Source organism: Pseudoalteromonas sp. MelDa3 (genome assembly GCF_002863625.1).
Classification (GTDB): Bacteria; Pseudomonadota; Gammaproteobacteria; order Enterobacterales; family Alteromonadaceae; genus Pseudoalteromonas; species Pseudoalteromonas arctica.
The window spans coordinates 1-22,591 of sequence record NZ_PJBR01000050.1 but is presented as its reverse complement, the minus strand read 5'-3'; the positions used below and the strand labels follow the sequence as shown (position 1 = coordinate 22,591).

Here is a 22,591-nt window from a genome sequence, read left to right as displayed (position 1 = left end):
CATAATAATCTAATACTTAACTTACTGGTTTTCATGACCAAACGACTTATCCTCCATGCAATCTGCCAATAATATGCGTTACGACTTTATTACACAAGCTTGTGGCGGTCTTGGTGGTTAAATTACAATCAGTAGTTGCATGGTATTTAGCTCTGTATTGGTGTTTTTTTATTTTATTAAGTTATTTTAATTTAATAAGTTACATGCTTATAACCGTTATTTTATTGTTCAAAAAAGTTTACATAAATTTACATCTTTTAAAGTCATTTTTTTAAAGATAAATGCTATCACTTAAAATTGAATTTTCTAATTTACTCTCAGTTATAAATACCAGTGGGTTAACGCAGGGTTGTTAGCCGGGCCACTAGGTTATATTCTCAAGCAAGGCTTAAAAATTCTAATGGTGTGCAGAGGCTTGGTGTATTGTGTGCTGATCCTATTTATTTGGCTTATTACTGATTTTTTTGTACCTCATTTGCAGTTAGGCTTCCCAAAATCCATATTAATAAAAAAGATCAGCTAATAACCAACCATTGATTGTTTATAAGGCCAAGATCAGCGAAAATAGTCTTCAATTACGATTAACATAACGGATCGCATGTGAAGGGCCAATTTAGGGCTTTTCTGATGGTGTGTTGAGCTTTCGAGGTTGCTCTATACCAATTTTATTAAAACAAGATCGTTCTAGCGTATTAAATAACTCACTAACTACGTTAAAAATTATTCATAGAGAATAAGTCTATGTGATAATTTCGCCTTGTTATTGCGCTATTTTATTATCGCTATAATAGAACGCTAATTTAATGCAATTGGTATTATTTAAGCCTTGAAAGCTCAGCATACTTAAAGTGGATAATATCCGTATACAAACTAAAAGAACTTTTTTAATGGCAGATCAAAATCTCCTTAGCGAAATTAATAAACGACGAACCTTTGCTATCATCTCTCACCCAGATGCTGGTAAAACAACCATTACCGAAAAAGTATTGTTATTCGGACAAGCTATTCAAAGAGCTGGTACTGTAAAAGGTCGTGGCTCTAACCAGCATGCAAAATCTGACTGGATGGAAATGGAAAAAGAGCGTGGTATATCTGTTACTACCTCTGTAATGCAGTTTCCGTATAACAATGCGCTTGTTAATTTACTTGATACGCCAGGACACGAAGACTTCTCGGAAGATACTTACCGCACATTAACCGCGGTAGATTCGTGTTTAATGGTTATTGATGCGGCAAAGGGTGTAGAAGATCGTACCCGTAAGCTAATGGAAGTTACACGCCTGCGTACAACGCCAATTGTTACGTTTATGAATAAATGTGACCGTGAAATTCGCGACCCAATGGAAGTGCTTGACGAAGTTGAAACAGAGCTAAATATTGCCTGTGCACCCATTACTTGGCCAATTGGCTGTGGTAAAGAGTTCAAAGGTGTTTATCACATTCATAATGACGAAGCTGTTTTATACAAAACAGGTCAGGGTCATAAAATTCAAGAAGTTCGTACCATTAAAGGTCTTGATAACCCAGAACTTGATATTGCCATTGGTGAAGATTTAGCTGCGCAATTACGCGATGAGCTTGAGCTTGTTATTGGCGCATCAAACGAATTTGATTTAGATCTGTTTTTAGCAGGTGAGCTTTCGCCAGTTTATTACGGTACCGCACTTGGTAACTTTGGTGTTGACCACGTTTTAGATGGTTTAACTAAATGGGCACCAACGCCACTGCCTCGTGAAACCGAAGACAGACTTATTGTTGCAACTGAAGAAAACTTTACTGGTTTTGTATTTAAAATTCAGGCCAACATGGACCCTAAACACCGTGACCGTATTGCATTTATGCGTATTGTATCGGGTAAGTACAGCCAAGGCATGAAAATGAATCACGTGCGAATTGGCAAGCAAGTGAGCATTTCTGATGCGGTAACCTTTATGGCGGGCGATCGTGAGCGCGCAGCTGACGCTTACGCGGGCGATATTATTGGTTTGCATAACCACGGTACCATTCAAATTGGTGATACGTTCACACAAGGCGAAAAACTTAAATTTAGCGGTATCCCTAACTTTGCGCCTGAATTATTCCGCCGTATTCGTCTACGCGATCCGCTTAAGCAAAAGCAATTATTAAAAGGCTTAGTACAGCTTTCTGAAGAAGGTGCTGTGCAAGTATTTAGACCGCTTATAAACAACGATTTAATTGTGGGCGCGGTAGGTGTACTTCAGTTTGATGTAGTTGTAGCGCGCTTAAAAGCCGAATATAACGTAGATGCTATTTACGAAGGTGTAAACGTAAATACAGCGCGTTGGGTAAGCAGCGACGATGTGAAAAAGTTTGAAGACTTTAAGCGCAAGTGCGAAAGTAATTTAGCACTCGATGGTGGCGATAACTTAACTTACATTGCGCCGAGCCGTGTAAATCTTAATTTATCAGTAGAGCGTTACCCAGAAGTGACATTTAACCACACTCGCGAAAACTAGAATCGACTGACTACAGTTAACTGAAAGCCTGCTTTGGCGGGCTTACAAAGGTAAAAAATATGAATATTCGTACTATTTTAATCGAAAAAGCCATTGCCGCTATGGCGGGCGCAGGCTTACCTGAAGATACAAACCCAGCAGTAACACAAAGCACACGTCCACAATTTGGTGATTACCAAATTAATGCAGCAATGGGCGCGGCTAAAAAAATGAAAAGCAACCCACGTGAGCTTGCGCAAAAAATTATAGATAACCTTGATGTAAGCGATATTGCTCAAAAGACTGAAATTGCTGGCCCAGGTTTTATTAATATTCATTTAAAGCCTGAGTTTTTAGCTCAAAGCGTACAAGCCGCTAACAGTGATGCAAAGCTTGCTGTAAATGAGCATGCTAACCCGCAAAAAGTGGTTGTTGACTATTCATCACCAAACCTTGCTAAAGAAATGCACGTAGGCCATTTACGTTCAACCATTATTGGTGACTCAATTGTGCGTGCGCTTGAATTTAGAGGCGATACGGTTGTACGTCAAAATCACATGGGTGATTGGGGCACGCAATTTGGTATGTTAATCGCGCATTTAGAAGATCAAATTAGCCAAGGTGTTGATTTAGATTCTGTAGCGCTTGCTGATTTAGAAACCTTTTACCGCGATGCTAAAAAACGCTTTGACGACGAAGAAGGCTTTGCTGATAAAGCACGTAATTACGTTGTTAAATTACAAGGCGGCGATGCGCATTGTGAAAAACTTTGGAAACTGTTTATAGCTACCTCAGTTAAGCATTCTGAAGAAGTATACAAGCGTTTAAATGTAACACTTACTCAAGCCGATATTATGGCTGAAAGCGCATACAACGCAGAACTTAACGATATTATTAGCCTACTTAAAGATAAAAATATTGCAGTAGAGTCGCAAGGCGCGCAAGTTGTGTTTTTAGATGAGCTTGCCAACAAAGATGGCGAGCCATCTGCGTTTATCGTACAAAAATCTGGCGGTGGTTTTTTATATGCAACAACCGATTTAGCGGCATGTGATTACCGTTCAAATAAATTAGGTGCTGATCGTATCTTAATTTTTGTAGATGCACGTCAAAACCTACACTTTAATCAAGTAGAGCTTACAGCGCGTAAAGCAGGTTTATTACGAGACGAAACAAGTTACGAGTTTTGCCCGTTTGGCACCATGATGGGCGCCGATAACAAACCATTTAAAACACGTACTGGCGGCACAGTAAAACTTGCTGACTTATTGGAAGAATCAATTAACCGTGCAGCTGCAAAACTAGCTGAACGTGAATCGGATTTAAGTGATAGCGATCGCAACGAGATTGCACGTAAAGTAGGTATTGGCGCAGTTAAATACGCGGACCTTTCTAAGCACCGTACCAGCGATTACATTTTTAACTGGGACATCATGCTAAGCTTTGAAGGCGCAACCGCTCCTTATTTACAATATGCTTATACACGTGTACGCAGTATTTTCCGCAAATCAGGCGTTGATGCTGCTACGTTAAATTCAGACGTTGCAATTGTTGAGCCTCAAGAAAAAGCACTTGCACTTAAGCTACTACAGCTTGAAGAAGTACTTGATTTAATGATCAGCGAAGCAACACCGCACGTACTATGTGGTTACTTATATGAGTTAGCAAGCTTATACATGACATTTTACGAAGCCTGCCCAGTACTTAAAGAGGGCGTAGAGCCAAGCGTGCGCGATAGCCGTTTAGTGCTGTGTAATTTGGTTTCTAAAACACTAGAAACGGGATTAGATTTGCTAGGCATTGAAGTTATGGAGCAAATGTAATCACCGTCGTATTTTAACCTAATACTGCGTTATCCAATCCGACTTACCCTAATCACATACAAACCGTATGCTCATAGGGATAAGTCAGGTTGGACGCCTTGTCTTAGGCTAAACTACTTAGGTGAACCGTCTGCTGCGTGTAGTTCGCTTTGACTGCGTTGTCGTGCTTTTTTAGCCTAAGTCACATACTAAATGTATGCTCCTTGGCATAAAAAAGCACTCCGTCTTGTCAGCACTTCTACACTTGCAGATATCTGAGTTGTGTAGTTTACGTTGTAGGTTGGGTTGAGTGAAACGAAACCCAACGATACACCTGAGACTCTATGTTTACTGCTATCGAATGCACTCGAGACTCGGTGTTATTGCTATCGCATGCACCTGAATCTTAATATTTGTTATTACTCAACATCTAATGTTTTAAGCTCGCTACTCTAAGCTCTTTTCTAGGCTCTATTTAAAGGACTTGTTATGAAACTCGAAGATATCCGTCGTGAATACCTGCAAGACGCGTTAAGCGAAGATAACTTGCAAGATGATCCGTTTAAGCAGTTTGGAACATGGCTTGAGCATGCAGTGGCAAGCCAGTTACCCGATCCAACTGCGATGGTTGTAGCAACTGTTGATGAAACCGGTCAGCCTTCACAGCGCATTGTGCTTTTAAAGCATCTGGATGATAACGGTTTTGTATTTTTTACCAATACAGGTTCGCGTAAAGCGCAAGAGCTTAAAGGTAATAACAAAATATCGCTGCACTTTCCGTGGCACCACATGGAACGCCAAGTTATTGTATATGGCGAGGCTAAACCATTACCTACCTCTGCTGTGGCAAAGTACTTTTTATCTCGTCCTAAAGAAAGCCAATTAGCTGCATGGGCGTCAGCGCAAAGTCGTCCGGTGTCATCACGTAAAGTACTAATGGAAACCTTCGCCAACATGAAAAATAAGTTTGCTAAAGGTGAAATTCCACTCCCTGATTTTTGGGGCGGATATTGTGTAGTACCCACTAAAATTGAGTTTTGGCAAGGTGGGGCGCATCGTTTGCATGACCGCTTTATGTACCAGCGCCAAGCAGATAATAGCTGGCAAGTTACGCGCTTAAATCCTTAATAAATAGATGAGTAAGTAACCGTGCAATTTATTGACTCTCATTGCCACCTCGACTTTAGCGAGTTTGATTCGAATCGTGAATCGCTCATAAACGAGTGTGTAGCAAAGGGAGTTAATCAGTTTGTTGTGCCGGGTATTACGCTTGCTCAATCGCATACTCTCATAAAACTCAAAGCAACTTACCCAAGTATAAAAATAGCCGCAGGGCTACATCCTTACTTTTTAGAGCAACATAACGAATCGCACATAGAAGCGTTATTTGAATTCGCGACTGCAAATAAGCATCAGTTGGTGGCTATTGGGGAGTGCGGGCTTGATCGAAGTATTGAAAACCTTCCTAAACAAACTTATTTATTTGAGCAGCAAATAGGGCTTTCTAATGAGCTTAACTTACCGCTCATTGTGCATCATAGGCAAAGCCATGATTTAATTGCGCAATCGTTTAAGCGCTGTAAGCCAAAAAACGGGGGAGTGATTCATGCCTTTTCGGGCTCACTTCAACAAGCGCAGTACTATATTAAGCAGGGTTTTAAGCTTGGCATAGGCGGCGTTATTACCTATGATCGCGCAGTTAAAACACGCGCTGTTATTGCTGCTATTGAGCCAGAGCACTTAGTGCTTGAAACCGACTCACCTTCAATGCCGTTAAGCGGTCATCAAAGTGAAGTTAACACGCCATTACATATACCTGATGTATTTAACGCGTTATGTGATTTAAAGCCACATAGTGAAAGAGGGACGCTTGCAAAGCAGCTTTACGATTCTTGTTCAGATGTTTTTTGCATATAGCGATTTACCTGCCAACGTTTTAATCCACGCCCTAACTGCCACGTAAAAATACATGCAATCACTAGCATTAATAGTACCTGTCGACCTAAGTCATGAAAATGATTATGGCTGTCGGATATTGCGGCGCGAGTTAAATAAGTAACAGACACAAAGCCTATAGGGCGGTCATCATCGCTTATCACGGGTTCCATAAAAGGTGTTTTTAGTTTACTAATACCCGGTGTAGAGTCAGGGAGTTGTCCATAAATATGATGTGACTGCCAATTGTCACTGCTAGCAATTAAAATGCCTTGTTGATCATAAATAGTCGCAGAAAGTACAAATTCATCTTTACTTATATCGTTACAAATGGCGTTGAGCTGTGGTTTGTTTTTTTCAATAAGCGGTGTTTTAACATTTAAAGCCATAAACTGAGTGAGGCTTTTTGCAGTGCTATCGGCACTATCATAAAGTAACTGATGACTCTGAAAACTACTATTAACACCTACCCAGCTTAGTAATACAAAACAACCAGCCGCTAGTATTAAGCGAACAAGTCGTTTTCTTTGAGAAGCAGTAATAGGGTTTTTAATATGGTTATTTTTCATAGTCACCGTTTATGCTACTGACAGCATTTTGATTTGATGTTACAACTACACTAACTATAACCTTAAACCCCACCTGATGGCGAATTTAGTGTTGAGAATACCAGTTATGATATGCCAATTATCAGGAAAATAAAAATAAACACGGAGATCCCATGTCGCAAATCAACATGGCACAGCAAGCTGCTGAGCAACCATTACAACACTTAACTCTAAATAAATGGTTTAGCTATAGTGGTGGTGTATTTACACCTCTTGATTATATACCAAACAAAGCATTAGGGTTATTTAGCATCGCATTTGCGGGTGATTTTGAAGAAAAACACATTGTTAGCATTATTGATTTTTTAGCTACGCATAACCAAACAGTCACTGCTATATGCCAATATCAACCAGATTTAGGGTTAGCTCCAGCACTGTGTTTTTACGCACAAAACTCCGATCAAGCTATAAACCCGTTAGTGCTACAAGAGTTTTCAAACACCCTAGATTGTCAATTAGTGCAAGTTGTTACTGTGCCTAATTTATATGAGCCTGGTTTATTGGTTATGGATATGGATTCAACTGCAATAACTATTGAGTGCATAGACGAAATAGCACGCCTTGCGGATGTTTACGACGAAGTTGCCTCTGTAACCGCACTTGCAATGGCGGGTAAACTTGATTTTAGCGAGAGTTTAAATCAGCGTGTAGCTAAACTGGCTGGTATTGAAAAAAGCTTAATTGAAGAGCTAAAAAGTGTATTGCCACTCATGCCGGGTATTAAAGTGCTGTGTCAAATTTTAAAACAGCATGACTGGTATTTAGCAATTGCATCAGGTGGTTTTGTACCGTTTGCAGAGCGCGTTCAAGAGCTTATTAATTTAGATGAAGTGCACGCTAATATACTCGAATTTAAAGACGATAAACTAACAGGTAAAGTATTGGGTACAATTGTAGATGCACAACAAAAAGCAATTATTCTAGAGTCGTTACAACATAAACTAGGGCTTGAGAAGTCGCAAACAGTTGCTATTGGCGATGGCGCAAACGATTTAATCATGATGGCTAAAGCTGGCCTAGGTGTAGCAGTGCATGGCAAACCTAAAGTAGTTGAGCAAGCACAAGCGGCTATTTGTGAAGGGTCATTATTGCAATTACTGTATATGTTGGCTATTCCGTTAGAAAATGAGCCCGCTCTTTAAAGTTGTTTAAGTTAAACCGCTTAGCGTAAGCGGTTTAACCAAATTAGTTTACGGCGGCCCATTTGTTCAACTTGCTCTTTTTTAAGCTCTAAATGGCTTAGAGCTTCTTCAGTTATATCTACTACGTCCCCCACACCCGCAACAGCCCATAATGCTTCTTCTAAATCTTTTGCTTTATGCATTGCATATTGGCTTACGTATTTAAGCTCGTTTGATAGATAGTCAGTATCGGGGCGACCTGTGCGCGAAATATACAAACGCATCACAAATATAAGTTGTGATGTAATGCCTTTACTAATTTGTTTATAAAAGCTTGAGTAGTCTTCACCTAAAGCGCATTGGCTAACAATAGCCTCTTCAATTTTGCCCTTACGAGGGTCGAAATTAATAGCGAGTGTAAAAGCAAGCGGTGCATCTTGGCGACTGCGATCTTTAATATTAGGCGTTATTACATTAATAATTTGCTCTTCGGTAAGAATACTCGAAAAGTCAGTTTTGTTACCTAATAAGCCAAAGTTTTGCAAAATAACATGCATAGGACTGGCGTATAAGCCATAACCAATTGCACCTGTTTTAAAGTGTGCAGCTTCTTTGTGTAAATACAGCGGGAATTGACATACACTTTTTGTAACCATATTTCTAAGTGCGGTAGATAAGCCTTCTACTTTTGGCGCTTCTTCAGATACTTTAAGTTTGTCTTTATTCCCTTCTATTAACTGAGTGAAAAAAGTCACGCCAGCATGGGGTAAATCAGCAACACGATTCGCTTTTAGGTTAATAGTAGTGAATGACTTACTAATGGCCATTATTTCGTACTTTAGTTCGCTAAGTTTATGCTTTTTAGTTATTTTTTGAAGCTCAGGAAATGTTAAAAGTACTATATCACCTTTTTTAAATGTGACTGGTTGCTCGCACTCTAATTGCAAACCCATTACAGAAAAGTCACGTGTATAACCGTTAAATACTTCATCATTAATAGTGACGCTAACCGGTGTTTTATAAAGGTAGCGCTTATGCGAGCGTAAATTTACGTATTCAAGTGGCACAATATCTAAATAAGGTGGCGTTTTATGTTTTGCATGGCCAAAATGTTTAAGCTGATTTACTAACGCTTTATCAAAAGTAAGTTGTTTATAATCTGCTTGCTCTGTTTTATTGCCAATACTTGTAAGTACAACAATATATTTAACGTCTTTTATAAGGCCTTTAACTCGAGGGGAAGGCGGCTTGTTGAGTTTTTCAATATTAGCGCCAGCACTATTAGGTAATGAAAGCGGTATAAAAGAATCATCTGGATGACTTGGCATTATTTGTATTTTAAAGCACTGCCAACTTTCTTTTTGGCTACCAAAACCTAAAAATAGATCACGTAATTTAGGGTTATTATTTAGCTCAGTTCGTGTCGCAGAGTAATAGTAAATTTTACCCGATGATATATGTGTAAATGTATAGAGGTAATCTTCTTTGACCGCGGTAATTTGGGTTAGTAATTGTGTAATGCGCTGATGATTGAGTATATTGTACAAACACGGTGTTTTTCTTTCATCGGTAAAATAGCGCTGGATAAAAATATTATTTTCAGTAGTAAGGCTAAGGCTTGGGTAATACTGTTCATCTTTTTTGCTTAAAAATACATATAAAGACGTTACACGAGGGATGTAGTATTGCTCATACCCCTTTGATACTACAGCATCGAGCGTGTTATCTAAATTTACTTTATAACGACGTTTATTACCGTGAATAAAGCTTTCTAAAAAGTCATTAAAGGCATCGTTATTTTCGATATAAGTGCGTTTTAAGCGAATGTGGTTGTATTCACGAGAGATATTTTCAACGGCAACAACCTCGTATTGAATACCGTTTTTTAGGCCAAGTTCAAAGTCTTGTTCAAGGCCTACCAAGCGCATTGCTATTAGTTCACCTTTTTTTATAGAGTAGCGCGTTGCAAGCTTAACTTTACAACCGCTTAAAGATATATCTGAGGTGCTAGCAGCAATGTTCTTTTTATCTTTGTAATCAATAGTTACTTTTATTGAGTAATTCATCCGTTCTTCACGGCGGCTCTCGTAAGAGGCAAACTTAATTACTTCAGTGCTTAAGTTACTTTCTGATTCTTGTAGTTCTGATTTTTCGGCGGCTTGTTTTTGTAATACGCGGTGGTTATTTTCTGTATTCATTACGGCTTCGTAAACGGCTAGAGTATATTCACCATGCTGTTTAAGTGCTTTTTCAAACACTTCAATGGCTGTGTCATCCATAAAGTGCTGTTTACCGTTATGCTCATACGGTTTTACTTGGCCCGTCACTAATCCACGAAGATCAACAAAGCGTGCCACTGGCTGAGATAAGCGTGACATTTCCATTTTCATCAAAAATTGCTCAGGTTTGGTTAACCCAGCGGTTTTTGATTTGAAAATTAGGTCAAATTTAGCATTGCCTAAATATGTTTTTAACTCATTCACGAGGTCTTCGTGTTTGAGCATTATGTCATCAGCCATTTATAAAACCATCACCGTCTAATTGAAAAAGTAGGTATACTGTTAAGTCCATTTATTAGAAGTTCAATAAACGTTAAATCGCGCTATGTTATTAATATAGGTACAATTATTTTAGTTACTACTGTTTAGCTCTTGTTATTATGTGTTATATGCCATTTTGTTGGCAAGTTACTTTAAACTATTTCAAAGCAAAAAGTATGCCCTAAATTATAGCTAAAAAGAAACACCATGTGTATTTAATGATTGTGACGCTAGATTTTTACGCAGGCAAGAGTTTGTTGCTAAGTAAATGCTTGAAGTGGCAAAATAAGTTATTAACAGTAAATGTTTTTAAAATTAGAGAATCGTAGATAAGGTTATAAATGACTAAAGCGGCAAAAATAGAGTTTGTGTGTACAGAATGTGGCATGAACTACCCACGTTGGCAGGGTCAATGCCGCTGCGGTGCGTGGAACACATTAGCAGAATTTAAACCTTCAGCAGGGCAGAGTAAAAAAGCGTCAGTTCGAGCAAATGTAGGTGGTTATGCTGGCGGTGTTGGTGGCGGCTCTAAAAAAATTAATGATATTGCTACGTCAGAGGCAGAAAAACAGCTGACAGAAATTGGCGAGCTCGATCGTGTGCTAAGCGGTGGTGTAACTACCGGCTCTGTTAATATAATTTCGGGTGATCCAGGTGCTGGTAAAACAACATTGCTATCTGACCTAGTAGCGAGAATGTCACAACGTATGCCGTCACTTTACTGTACGGCCGAGGAGTCATTATCGCAGTTTAAAAACAGGGTAAATCGTTTAAAGTTAAACTATAACCCTGACGAGCTTTATTTACTTTCAGAAACCAGTGTTGAAACCATCATTGAAGAGCTCGAGAAAAATAAAATTAAGTTTGCTGTTATTGACTCTATTCAAGCGGTTGTAACCGAAACGGCAAATGGTAGCCCAGGTTCCCCTTCGCAAGTAAAAAGTGCCGCCCAAGCATTGACTCAATACTGTAAGCAAAATGATGTAACCATGTTCATTATTGCTCATGTAAATAAAAATAACGAAATAGCAGGTCCTCAAACACTTGTACATATTGTCGATGCGCTTTTACACATAGACACCAACGATGGGCAAATTAGAACCCTTAGGGCAAATAAAAACCGCTTTGGTGATATTGATACTGTTGGTATTTTTAAAATGTGCGAACGTGGTATGTTGAGTGTTGATAACCCGAGCGAAATATTTTTATCGGGGTCTACAACCGACTCGCCAGGCTCTACAATTACCTGTATCCGTAAAGGTAATCGAAATTTACTACTTGAGATTCAATGTTTAACTACCGAAACCGAGGCGGAATTTCCGCAGCGTGTTTGCGTTGGTTTAAACATGAACCGCATAAAAATGCTGACTGGCATATTACGAAAACACACTAAAACCAAAATATTTCACGATACGTTTTTTAATATTGTGGGTGGCCTAAGAATAGATGAAACAGAAACTTGTATTGATTTAGCATTAGTAACCGCGTTACTTAGCAGCTTAAACGAATTTGTTGTGCCTCGTACCACGTGTATTATGGGCGAACTTAGCTTAAATGGCGATGTACGCCCAATTGACAGTGGCGTACCACGTGTTAAAGAAGCAGCACAACATGGTTTTACAGAAATATATATTCCATTTCGTAATTACCATAAGTCGATGGAAGGGCTGGGCGCTAAAATTACCCCAGTTAAAACAGTACATGAGTTGCTTAGTTTAATTAATTAATACTTACGGGTGTTAATGTGTAATGCTACTCTTAATAAAACTCGGTTTACATAAAGAATAGAATAAGGAAATAACATGAAAAAGTTAGTAATAGTTGCAGCGATTGTAGCTGCGGGCGTTGGTGGCGTGAGCTATGCAAATTATGTAGCTACACAAGAAGTGCGTGCAGAAGTAGATAAGCAACTTGCTTTAGTAAGCGAGCAAACTGGCGCTACATTTAAATACGCTGGTTTATCGGCAAGTGTTATTTCAAAAAGCGTAGAAATAACAAACATGGAAGTAATAAGCCCAGAGGGCGACAATGTTGCTAATATTCAAAGCATTGAAATAACAGGTTACGAGCCAGATAAAATATCACCGCATACATCATTTGATGTAAAAAGCTTTCAGTTTGATAAAGATTTTGTTTCAAAATTACCTGCTGATACAAACGAAATGCTCGCGTCGGCAAGTTACGACTTACATTCATCACTTGATTACGATGAAGAGTCTGGCAATAGTGATGTAGTCGTTAAGCTTGATGCAAAAGACATTGTTAGTTTTAATATGGATATGGGCTTGGCTAATTCAAAAGCATTAATGGATGCTTCATTGGCGATTAGTAAAGCGCAGCAAGAAGCGGGTAACCAGCCACTTACTTATGAGCAAGAGTTACAGCAGCAAACACTTGTTATGCAAGCAATGAGTAAGTTAGAGCCGCGCAATGTTAGCTTTGCCTTAAATAACCAAGGTAAGTTAAAAGACTTACTATCAAGCGAGCTTGAAAAGCAAGGCATGACGCTAGAGCAAATGGAAATGACGCTAGAGCAGCAGTTACAACAAGCTCCTGTAACTGAAGATATTGCAGAAGCTTTAACCAGCTTTGCGAAAGGTTTAAATTCATTCAGTGTGTCAGCAAAGCTACCTGAAGGCAAAACTATGATGGAAATTAACCAACAAGTTATGATGCTAGTAGGGCAACCTGAAGAGCTAGTTAAGTTTATTAACTTAGAAGTTAAAGGTGATTAAGCCTTAGTTTTGTATTAATAAAGGCGCCAATTGGCGCCTTTATTATTTTGTGTTGTTATAAGCAGTTAGTAACTCTGATTGCTAAAGCAGTTTGCTTTTATGATATTGGTGATTATTTGTTGTGATGGTTTTATTTTTTCCATCGCTAAAAACTCATCAGGCTGATGCGCTTGGTTAATTGAGCCTGGGCCCATTACGATTGTTTCACAACCGAGTTGCTGGATAAACGGCGCTTCAGTGCAATAATTTACCGCGACCGCTTTTTGCCCTGCTATTTTTTCAGCCATTTTAACTAAAGCACTGTCGGTGCTACCACTAAATGCCGGGATTGGTTCATGTAAATCAATAACGCTCACCGCATTTGGGTATTGCTGATTTATCTCTTTTGTTGCATCAAGCACTAATGCTTGTAGTTCTTGTACACTTAAACCTGGTAATGGGCGCATATCTATATGCATTTCACAGCAACCACAAATTCTATTCGCATTATCGCCACCATGAATATTACCTAAGTTTAATGTTGGATAAGGAATTTCAAAGTGATTTATTGAATACTTATGCTTTAATTGCTCTTTTAAGATCATCAATTTTGTAATCACTTTATGCATTACTTCAATGGCGTTAAGGCCACGTTCGGGATCTGAGCTATGCCCAGAGCGACCAACCACTCTTATTGCTGTACTCATATGGCCCTTGTGCATAAATACTGGCGTCATATCAGTAGGTTCGCCAATTATACAGCGTGCAGGTTTTAAATTAGGGTGCTTACATATTTGCTGTGCACCTGCCATAGTTGTTTCTTCATCGGCAGTGGCGAGTATTAAAATAGGTTGAGTTTGCTGCTTTTCATCAAGTTCACTAATCGCTTGTAATACAAAAGCAAAAAATCCTTTCATATCAATGCTTCCTAGCCCGTACAATTTATTGTCTAGTTCGGTAAGTTTAAAAGGATTGTGGTTCCAGCGGCTGTCATCAAAAGGCACTGTGTCGGTATGACCAGCTAGCATTAATCCGCCATCACCTTCTCCGCGTTTTGCTAATAAATTATAGCGCCCTTTCCCTCCTTCTAATTCTATAATTTCACACGTAAAACCGAGTGTTTCGCACCACCTCGCAAGGAGTTCAATTACGTTTTTATTGCTCATACACAAGCTGTCTTCAATTGCACTAATAGAAGGGGCTGCAATCAATTGTTGGTACATAGAAATAAACGAAGGCAAAGGCATAAAAAAATCCAAAATTATTATTCAATTTAATTGCATAACAATATAAAAGTATTTATGATGAATATCAATTCACTTTTTAAGCATAAATATATTAAAGTAAAGCTATGGAAATAATGCGACGATAATCTACAAATTCATTAAATTAAGTCTTAATTTAGCGTCTTAGCTAGTTTAAGCGAACAACATATATATTTAGCAGTAAATTTTAAAATAACGAGTAATCAATGAATGTAGTTATTATTGGCGCAAGCGGTTATAGCGGCGCAGAGTTAGCAAGCTTAGTTGCTAATCATCCAAACCTTACCTTAACAGGCTGTTATGTATCTGAGGGTAGCTTAGATAAAAATAAATTACTAAGTGATTTATACCCAGAGCACCTTGGCTTACTAGATTGTCCTTTACTTCCTCTTAGTGCATCAGCTTTTGATGACATTCAAAGTGATGCTGATTATGTATGCTTATGTACCGATCACAAAGTAAGTGTTGATTTAGCGCCTCAATTTTTAGCTATGGGTAAAAAAGTATTTGATTTATCTGGTGGCTATCGCCTAGCAAATAATGATGATTACGTTACTTACTATGGTTTTGAGCATCAACACCCAGAGCTTTTAAATGAAGCTGCTTACGGTTTAGCAGAGTGGAACCATGATGCTATCGCTAACGCAAAGCTAATTGCTGTTGCAGGCTGTTACCCAACAGCGGCGCTCAATGCACTTAAACCGCTTAAACAAGCAGGCTTATTGAGCAGCGAAAGTATTATTATTAATGCCGTTTCGGGTGTTACGGGTGCCGGGCGTAAAGCGAGTGTAGGAACACATTTTTGTGAGGTATCGCTTGCACCTTATGGTTTGTTTAACCATCGCCACGGTCCTGAAATTGAACAACACCTTGGCCACAAAGTATTATTTACACCGCATCTAGGTAGCTTTGCGCGCGGTATATTAGAAACTATTTATGTACAACTTAAGCCAGGCGTTACCAAGGAAAACGTTGCATCTGCTTATCAAGTGCTTGCTAACGAACCATTAATTCGTTTGTTAGGCGATAAAATACCTTCAATTAAAGGTGTTGCTAAGCAACCATTTGTTGATATTGGCTGGCAGCAACAAGGCACGCAGTTAATTGTAATGTCTGCCATTGATAACTTATTAAAAGGCGCTGCTGGACAAGCTTTGCAGTGTATCAATATTTCTATGAATTTAGATCACACTACGGGCTTAAAAGGGGCGTTTTAAATGAGTAAAAAAACGTGGGTTATTAAACTCGGTGGTGCAGTACTTAATACAGAAAATGCAGCAAAAGCGTTATTTGACGTGCTAAGCGAGCAAAAAAATGATGAGTTTGTCATTGTTCATGGCGGTGGCGCTTTAGTTGATACATGGCTAAAGCAAGCGGGTTTTGCTAGTGCTAAACACCAAGGTTTACGTATTAGTCCAGCAGAGCAAATGCCTTATATAGTGGGTGCGCTTGCAGGTTGCGCTAATAAACAATTAATGACTCAAGCTATAAGCGCAGGGCATAAGCCTGTCGGCTTAAGTCTTTTTGAGGCGGGTGTGACTGCAACCCAAAAATTAAAAGCGCTTTGCTTAGTGGGTAAATGCACAAGTAACGACGATTCTATCATCAATGATTTACTTAGAATTTCTCGTTTACCTATTGTTAGCTCTATCGGCTTTGATGAACAAGGCTTGTGGTACAACGTAAATGCAGATGAAGCTGCAGCGGCTATTGCCAGTAATTTAAATGCAGAACTAATTTTTATGACGGATGTAGAAGCGGTACTTGACGCAAATAAACAACCGTTACATCAACTTGACACAAAACACATTGATACTTTAATTACAGATGGAGTAATTGTGGGCGGGATGGAGGTCAAAGTTAAGACCAGCCTTCACGCTGCCCAACATTTACGACGCGGTGTGTATATTTCCAGCTGGCAAAAGCCAGAAAATTTAACTGCTCTGCTACAAGGCGAGCATGTCGGAACTAAGATTACACCATAGGTTTATTATGTTTGAGAATTTTTTAACGGGTTTAGAATTAGACCAAGAAGGCGCACTTAATTTATTAAAGTTAGCGCAAGATATAAAAGCAAAGCCAGAAAAATACAGCCAAGTATTATCGGGTAAATCAATCGTAACATTGTTTGAAAAGCAAAGCTTACGTACACGTTTATCGTTTGATATAGGTATTAATCGCCTTGGTGGTCATGCTGTTTATTTAGATCAGCAAAATGGCGCTATGGGTGCACGTGAATCAATTAAAGATTTTGCACTTAATATTTCTACTTGGGCCGACGGTATTGTGGCGCGTGTAAATCAGCACAGCACATTAACCACGTTAGGTGAATATTCATCGGTACCTGTGGTAAATAGCTTGTGTGACTTGTACCACCCGTGCCAAGCGCTTGCTGATTTTTTAACACTTCAAGAAGTACATGGCGATGTGAGTCAGCTTAAAGTAGCTTACTTAGGTGAGGGCAATAACGTGACTCATTCATTGATGTTACTTGCCGCAACGCTAGGTACTGACTTTGTTGCTGTAACACCAAAAGGGTGTTCGCCAGATTCACAAATACTTAAAAAAGCAGAGCAAATTGCAGCAATGAATGGCGCATCAGTCATGGTGAGCGATAGAGTTGAAGCTGCGGTTGGTGCAAACGTTGTATACGCAGATACATGGGTATCAATGGGTGATACAACGCCGCTTGAGCAAGTAAAAGAAAAATACATGCCTTATCAATTAAACCAGGCATTGCTAGATCAAACAGGTGCGACTACGGTATTACATTGCCAACCGGCACACCGTGAATTTGAAATTACCTCTGAGGTAATGGATGGTCCAGCATCAAAAATCATTCAACAAGCAGAGAATCGCATGCATGCGCAAAATGCTCTGCTAGTTACATTACTAAATCCAAATTTTGTTAAGGAACACCTATGAGTTCAATTAAAAAAGTCGTTTTAGCCTATTCTGGTGGTCTTGATACGTCGGCTATCGTGCCATGGTTAAAAGAAAACTACGGCTGTGAAGTAATCGCGTTTGTTGCCGATGTAGGTCAAGGCGCTGAAGAACTTGAAGGCGTAGAAGCTAAAGCAATTGCCTCTGGTGCATCTGAATGTTACGTAGTTGACTTAAAAGATGAAATGGTAAGTGATTACATTTACCCAACGCTTAAAACGGGCTCAATTTACGAAGGTACTTATTTATTAGGTACTTCTATGGCGCGCCCAATTATTGCTAAAGCACAAGTTGAAATTGCACGTAAAGTAGGTGCTGATGCACTTTCTCATGGTTGTACTGGTAAAGGTAATGACCAAGTTCGTTTTGAATCATGTTTTGCAGCACTAGCCCCTGATTTAAAAGTAATTGCGCCATGGCGTGAGTGGGACTTATCGAGCCGTGAGTCATTACTTGATTACTTAGCAGAGCGTGACATTCCGTGTTCAGCATCTGCTACAAAAATTTATAGCCGTGATGCTAACGCATGGCATATTTCGCACGAAGGTGGTGAGCTTGAAGACCCATGGTGTCAACCAACTGAACAAGTATGGACTTGGACTAACTCTCCAGAGCAAGCACCAGATAAATCAGAACTAGTAACATTAAAAGTTGTTGAAGGCGAAGTGGTTGCTGTAAATGGCGTAGAGCTTAAACCTTACGATTGTTTAGTTAAATTAAACGATATTGCATCGCCTCATGGTGTTGGACGTGTTGATATTGTAGAAAATCGTTTAGTTGGCATGAAGTCACGCGGTTGTTATGAAACGCCAGGCGGCACAGTCATTATGGCTGCGCTTCAAGCCATTGACGAGCTAGTGCTTGATAAAGCAAGCCGTAAGTGGAAAGAAGTACTCGGTGGCGAGTTCTCGCATTTAGTATACGACGGCCGTTGGTTTACGCCTCTTAAAGATTCTATTTTAGCCGGTGCTGAAGCACTTTCTAAAGTGGCAACAGGTGAAGTGGTACTTAAGCTATACAAAGGCCAAGTAACTGCAGTTCAAAAGCAGTCACCAAATAGCTTATACAGCGAAGCATTTGCTACATTTGGCGAAGATGATGTGTACGACCAATCACACGCTGAAGGCTTTATTCGTTTATTCTCGCTTTCAAGCAGAATTTCAGCACTCGCTAAAAAGTAATTTATTACGCCCCTTATAAAAGGGGCACTACAGGGTTTGGAGAGATTTCATGGCATTATGGGGCGGACGTTTTTCTACGGGTCCAGATGAGGCGTTTAAGCAATTTAACGACTCTCTTCCCTTTGACTACCAGTTAGCAGAGCAAGATATTATTGGCTCTGTGGCATGGGCTGGTGCACTTGAACAGGTAAGTGTACTTTCAAGTGACGAGCACACAAGATTAGTGGCTGCATTAAATGAGCTGCTTGAAGAAGTTAAAGCAGATCCACAAGCGGTAGCTACTTCAGGTGCAGAGGATATTCATTCACATGTTGAAGCAGCTCTAATTGAAAAAGTAGGTGATTTAGCTAAAAAATTACATACAGGCCGAAGCCGTAATGACCAAGTTGCCACCGACTTTAGATTATGGTGCCGTGATACGGCTGACCATTTACTAGATGCTATTGCACAGCTTAAAGGCGAGTTTGTAGCGCTTGCAGAGCGAGAGCTTGGCACAATATTACCAGGTTACACGCACTTACAGCGCGCACAACCAGTATTGTTTAGCCACTGGTGTATGGCGTATGTAGAGATGCTAGAGCGTGATGAAAGCCGCCTGCAAGATGCTAAAGCGCGCATGAATTTTTGCCCATTAGGCAGTGGTGCATTAGCAGGTACAGCTTATCCGATTGATCGCCAAGCATTAGCGCATGGACTAGGTTTTACAGCGGCTACAAAAAATAGTCTTGATGGCGTATCTGATCGTGATTTTGTTTTAGATCTTTTAAGTTGTGCGTCTATTTCGATGATTCACTTATCTCGTATGTCAGAGGATCTGATTTTTTATAATTCGGGTGAAGCCGGATTTATAGATCTTGCTGATAACGTAACATCAGGCTCATCGCTCATGCCTCAGAAAAAAAATCCTGATGCACTCGAGCTTATTCGCGGTAAAACCGGGCGTGTATTTGGTGCATTTAGCGCTATGATGATGACGTTAAAAGCGCTGCCACTTGCATACAATAAAGATATGCAAGAAGACAAAGAAGGCTTATTCGACGCTATGCCAACATGGCTTGCATGTATTCATATGGCGCAAGCATGTATTAAAGGCGTTAAAGTAAACGGTGATAAAACACTTGCTGCGGCAAAAGGAGGGCATGCAAATGCCACCGAACTTGCTGATTACTTAGTTGCTAAAGGTGTGCCATTTAGAGAAGGGCATCACATTGTAGGTGTACTTGTACAGCTTGCGATTAGCGAAGGTAAAACGCTTGAAGAGCTATCGCTTGAACAGTACAAGTCAGTAAACACTGTATTTGAAGACGATGTTTATCCAGTACTTGAAATTGATGCGTGTATAAAAGCACGTAAGGCCCTTGGTGGGACGTCTATTGAGCAAGTAACTAATGCTGTTAAAGAAGCCAAAAAAAAACAGCAAATAACGGTACGTGATGCAAATTTAGATGATGTAGAAGCAATTGCCACACTTATACAGCATTGGGCAACGGTAGGTGAAAACCTGCCTCGTGCAAAAAGCGATATGGTGCACTCTATTAACGAGTTTGCAGTAACAGAAATAAATGGAAAAGTGTCGGGCTGTGCGTCGTTATACATTTACGATACCGGCCTTGCTGAAATACGCTCACTCGGCATAAACCCACAAAGTAAAGTGTCGGGACAGGGAAGACTACTTGTAGAGCACCTACTTACTAAAGCCAAAAAATTGGCACTTAACCGCGTTATTGTATTAACACGCGTTCCAGATTTTTTTGAACAACAACGTTTTACTTTTTGTAGCAAAGACTCTTTGCCTGAAAAAGTAATGAAAGATTGTGAACTTTGCCTTCGTAAAGAAAATTGTGACGAAGTAGCAATGGAATATATTTTGAAGCTAAGTACACGTGCGGAGATCCCGTGTAAATACGTAGCTTAAACTCCCTGGATACAAAAAACGTACGGTTATCCCTGTGCGTTTTTTTATGTTTGTAGTAAACTGGTCGGAGCTGTTTGGTTTGATTATATAAGTATGTTTTGAGTGAGTTTTAAGGTGTCAAAAAAAGTTGGCACATTGGTTGCTTTGTATGAGGTAGATAGCAAAATAGCTATCACTACTTTAAACAGGTGATGCATTTATCTACATAATAATGTGGTAAAAAGTTGCACCAAATATAATTAAAACTTTTACAAGGATCAATCACATGCAAGTTTCAGCTAATAGCCAAGTACAAATGCAAGCATACAACAAAACACAACAATTAAAGCCTGCAATGGAACAAACTGCTAGCCCTAAAACCCTGCAATCTGATACAGTAAGCTTCTCTCAAGAGGCGATGAGTGCTGCGAGTGCAGATATCCAACGTAATGGTGGTGTTGTAGTACCTACCAGACCAAAGTAATATTTTAAGGTTACAAATGATTTTAACTGAGTTTTTTGGGTTGTTCTCACTGTCTGCCTTTTCTATGTGGGGCTTTCTGATGACATTCTTTTTTAATGTGTTTGTATACTCATTAGATGTAAAAAGAGGTACGACTCTTTTGCTCAGTTCATTTATTATGATGATATCTTATACGTTGTCTGATTATTTTTATACATGGCTATCCATGAGAGATTCAATATATCTTGACTGGGCTTTGTATGATGTTGCCACTATTGCTGCGCTCATATGTATTTATAAAATAATAAATAAAACAACTCCTTCTTTTTTATATTTAATTATTGGATTGTCTATAAATTCGATTTTTTTCTTTTGTATGTATCTCGATATATACATTTTTGAGAATCAAGAACCATGGTTTTTATGGGATGCTTATACGTATACAGTGAACTTTATAGATTTAGTTATGATTGTGGTATTAATTTTAGACCGAGATTTACTCGGTCTTCATAAACTAAAGAACAAATCCCTTAAATATTTCAAATTAAACGATACCCACAAAGTAAACTAGTTTAAAATGTACGTTACTGAAGCCCTAATAGACTATGTAGAAGCTTTCTCTCAATGGGGCTTTCTAATGGCCTTCTTATACTGTTTAGCCTCCAGTATAAATAAAGAAAATAAGTCTCCTGTTTATTTATCTGCGCTTATGCTCTGCTCATATATTTCCAGTGGTTATATAAACTTATTAGAAAATTTATATTTAAGCTGGGCGCTTTATGATTTCATTACAATTTTAGCTCTGTTAACTTTACAGTACTTCAAAGTGCTCCAACGTTCTATAGCTTTTCACTTCATCATCTTTGCGTTAATAATAAATGCTGTGCTCACCTTAATATTGCATTACGATCTATACGTCTTATATAACTATGAGCCTTGGTGGTATTGGAGTGTTTATTCTGTTGGCGTTAATATGTTCGATGTTTTAATGGTTCTTTCACTAGTATTCAATAAAAACACCATTTTTAAAAGAGGTGTTACATTGAACTATAAAAAGTTGAAAAATATTGAATGAACTTTTAATTAGCCCAACAGTTTCTTTGTACATAGGTGCATTTTTACAATGGGGATTTCTTATGGCTTTTTTGTACTCCCTTGCTCATTCGATTAATAAGCCTAATAAAGAAAGAGTGTATTTGTCTTTGGTTATGAGTGTTTCATATTCGTTTAGTATATTTACAAATATGGATACGGTAACTTATCTAGATTTTTTGTTTTCCGATATTTTAACTCTTCTAGTTATTATTTCCCTCAGGCGGCTCTGGCATGATGGTATTACCTATCTATATATCATTACTGGTTTAGCTATAAACTCAGCTCTACACTTTCTCATGCACTACTACATCTATATATCAAATAACACAAGCTACTGGTGGCTTTGGAATGCTTACGCAATAGGGGTCAACGCTGCTGATTTTATAATGGTAGCTATATTTTTTATAAACAAAGATTTTTTATACTTGATGAAATTTAAAAATGGTTTGATTACTAGTTTGAAAAGGACAGTTGATGGCTGACATACTTTGGGCTTTAGTAGATTTAGGATATAACGTAGCAATACTATTTACATGGTTCTTTCTAATCGCATTTTTATATAACCTATCAGCGA

The 22,591-nt window shown here is 38.9% G+C and carries 17 protein-coding genes; 14 read left to right on the top strand and 3 right to left on the bottom strand.

All coding sequences use genetic code 11. The features are described from left to right. Positions 1–887: 887 nt before the first annotated feature. The 4 genes from prfC (at position 888) to CXF89_RS11140 (ending at position 6,175) form a co-directional block, all read left to right on the top strand. Positions 888–2,477 (top strand): peptide chain release factor 3, encoded by a 1,590-nt coding sequence (prfC, locus tag CXF89_RS11155; RefSeq protein WP_007581628.1) that lies wholly within the window; start codon positions 888–890, stop codon positions 2,475–2,477. Positions 2,478–2,536: 59 nt separating this feature from the next. Further along, the gene (argS, locus tag CXF89_RS11150; protein WP_121954623.1) at positions 2,537–4,279 is read left to right on the top strand and encodes an arginine--tRNA ligase; all 1,743 of its coding nucleotides are present in this window, start codon (positions 2,537–2,539) and stop codon (positions 4,277–4,279) included. Positions 4,280–4,747: 468 nt separating this feature from the next. Continuing rightward, entirely contained in the window at positions 4,748–5,386 is a 639-nt protein-coding gene (gene pdxH, locus CXF89_RS11145) for a pyridoxamine 5'-phosphate oxidase (RefSeq protein WP_121954622.1), read from the top strand. A 21-nt stretch (positions 5,387–5,407) separates the two neighbouring features. Next, positions 5,408–6,175 (top strand): TatD family hydrolase, encoded by a 768-nt coding sequence (locus tag CXF89_RS11140; protein WP_121954621.1) that lies wholly within the window; start codon positions 5,408–5,410, stop codon positions 6,173–6,175. On the opposite strand, the gene CXF89_RS11135 is transcribed toward CXF89_RS11140, so the two are convergent. After that, complete coding sequence (locus CXF89_RS11135) at positions 6,142–6,762, bottom strand: AhpA/YtjB family protein (RefSeq protein ID WP_007581635.1); 621 nt, start codon at positions 6,760–6,762, stop codon at positions 6,142–6,144. The genes CXF89_RS11140 and CXF89_RS11135 overlap by 34 nt on opposite strands. Positions 6,763–6,914: 152 nt before the next feature. Between CXF89_RS11135 and serB the strand changes: the two genes are divergently transcribed. Next, on the top strand, positions 6,915–7,943 hold the full coding sequence (gene serB, locus CXF89_RS11130; protein ID WP_121954620.1) for a phosphoserine phosphatase SerB: 1,029 nt from the start codon (positions 6,915–6,917) through the stop codon (positions 7,941–7,943). 20 nt (positions 7,944–7,963) lie between these two features. On the opposite strand, the gene CXF89_RS11125 is transcribed toward serB, so the two are convergent. Then, positions 7,964–10,441, bottom strand: a complete 2,478-nt coding sequence (locus CXF89_RS11125) for a PilZ domain-containing protein (protein WP_010553175.1) — start codon at positions 10,439–10,441, stop codon at positions 7,964–7,966. Between the two features lie 362 nt (positions 10,442–10,803). Between CXF89_RS11125 and radA the strand changes: the two genes are divergently transcribed. Then, positions 10,804–12,189, top strand: coding sequence for a DNA repair protein RadA (gene radA / locus CXF89_RS11120; RefSeq protein WP_121954619.1), 1,386 nt, complete (start codon positions 10,804–10,806; stop codon positions 12,187–12,189). A gap of 75 nt (positions 12,190–12,264) precedes the next feature. After that, positions 12,265–13,197, top strand: coding sequence for a hypothetical protein (locus CXF89_RS11115; RefSeq protein ID WP_121954618.1), 933 nt, complete (start codon positions 12,265–12,267; stop codon positions 13,195–13,197). Between the two features lie 65 nt (positions 13,198–13,262). On the opposite strand, the gene argE is transcribed toward CXF89_RS11115, so the two are convergent. Further along, complete coding sequence (gene argE / locus CXF89_RS11110; protein ID WP_121954617.1) at positions 13,263–14,423, bottom strand: acetylornithine deacetylase; 1,161 nt, start codon at positions 14,421–14,423, stop codon at positions 13,263–13,265. Positions 14,424–14,647: 224 nt separating this feature from the next. On the opposite strand from argE, the gene argC reads away from it, so the two are divergent. The 7 genes from argC to CXF89_RS11075 all read left to right on the top strand — a co-directional run bounded on the left by argC (position 14,648) and on the right by CXF89_RS11075 (position 21,493). Beyond that, complete coding sequence (gene argC, locus CXF89_RS11105; RefSeq protein ID WP_007581649.1) at positions 14,648–15,658, top strand: N-acetyl-gamma-glutamyl-phosphate reductase; 1,011 nt, start codon at positions 14,648–14,650, stop codon at positions 15,656–15,658. Then, positions 15,659–16,426 carry an acetylglutamate kinase gene (argB, locus tag CXF89_RS11100; RefSeq protein WP_121954616.1) on the top strand — a complete coding sequence of 256 codons (768 nt, stop codon included), beginning with the start codon at positions 15,659–15,661 and terminating at the stop codon, positions 16,424–16,426. Between the two features lie 7 nt (positions 16,427–16,433). Further along, on the top strand, positions 16,434–17,366 hold the full coding sequence (locus CXF89_RS11095; RefSeq protein WP_024592295.1) for an ornithine carbamoyltransferase: 933 nt from the start codon (positions 16,434–16,436) through the stop codon (positions 17,364–17,366). After that, positions 17,363–18,565 (top strand): argininosuccinate synthase, encoded by a 1,203-nt coding sequence (locus CXF89_RS11090; protein WP_007581653.1) that lies wholly within the window; start codon positions 17,363–17,365, stop codon positions 18,563–18,565. Before CXF89_RS11095 ends, CXF89_RS11090 begins: the two co-directional genes overlap by 4 nt. 49 nt (positions 18,566–18,614) lie before the next feature. Next, positions 18,615–20,480, top strand: a complete 1,866-nt coding sequence (gene argH, locus CXF89_RS11085; RefSeq protein WP_121954615.1) for an argininosuccinate lyase — start codon at positions 18,615–18,617, stop codon at positions 20,478–20,480. A 265-nt stretch (positions 20,481–20,745) separates the two neighbouring features. After that, positions 20,746–20,943, top strand: a complete 198-nt coding sequence (locus CXF89_RS11080) for a hypothetical protein (RefSeq protein WP_121954614.1) — start codon at positions 20,746–20,748, stop codon at positions 20,941–20,943. Positions 20,944–20,959: 16 nt separating this feature from the next. Then, on the top strand, positions 20,960–21,493 hold the full coding sequence (locus CXF89_RS11075) for a hypothetical protein (protein WP_121954613.1): 534 nt from the start codon (positions 20,960–20,962) through the stop codon (positions 21,491–21,493). The last annotated feature ends 1,098 nt before the right edge of the window (positions 21,494–22,591 follow it).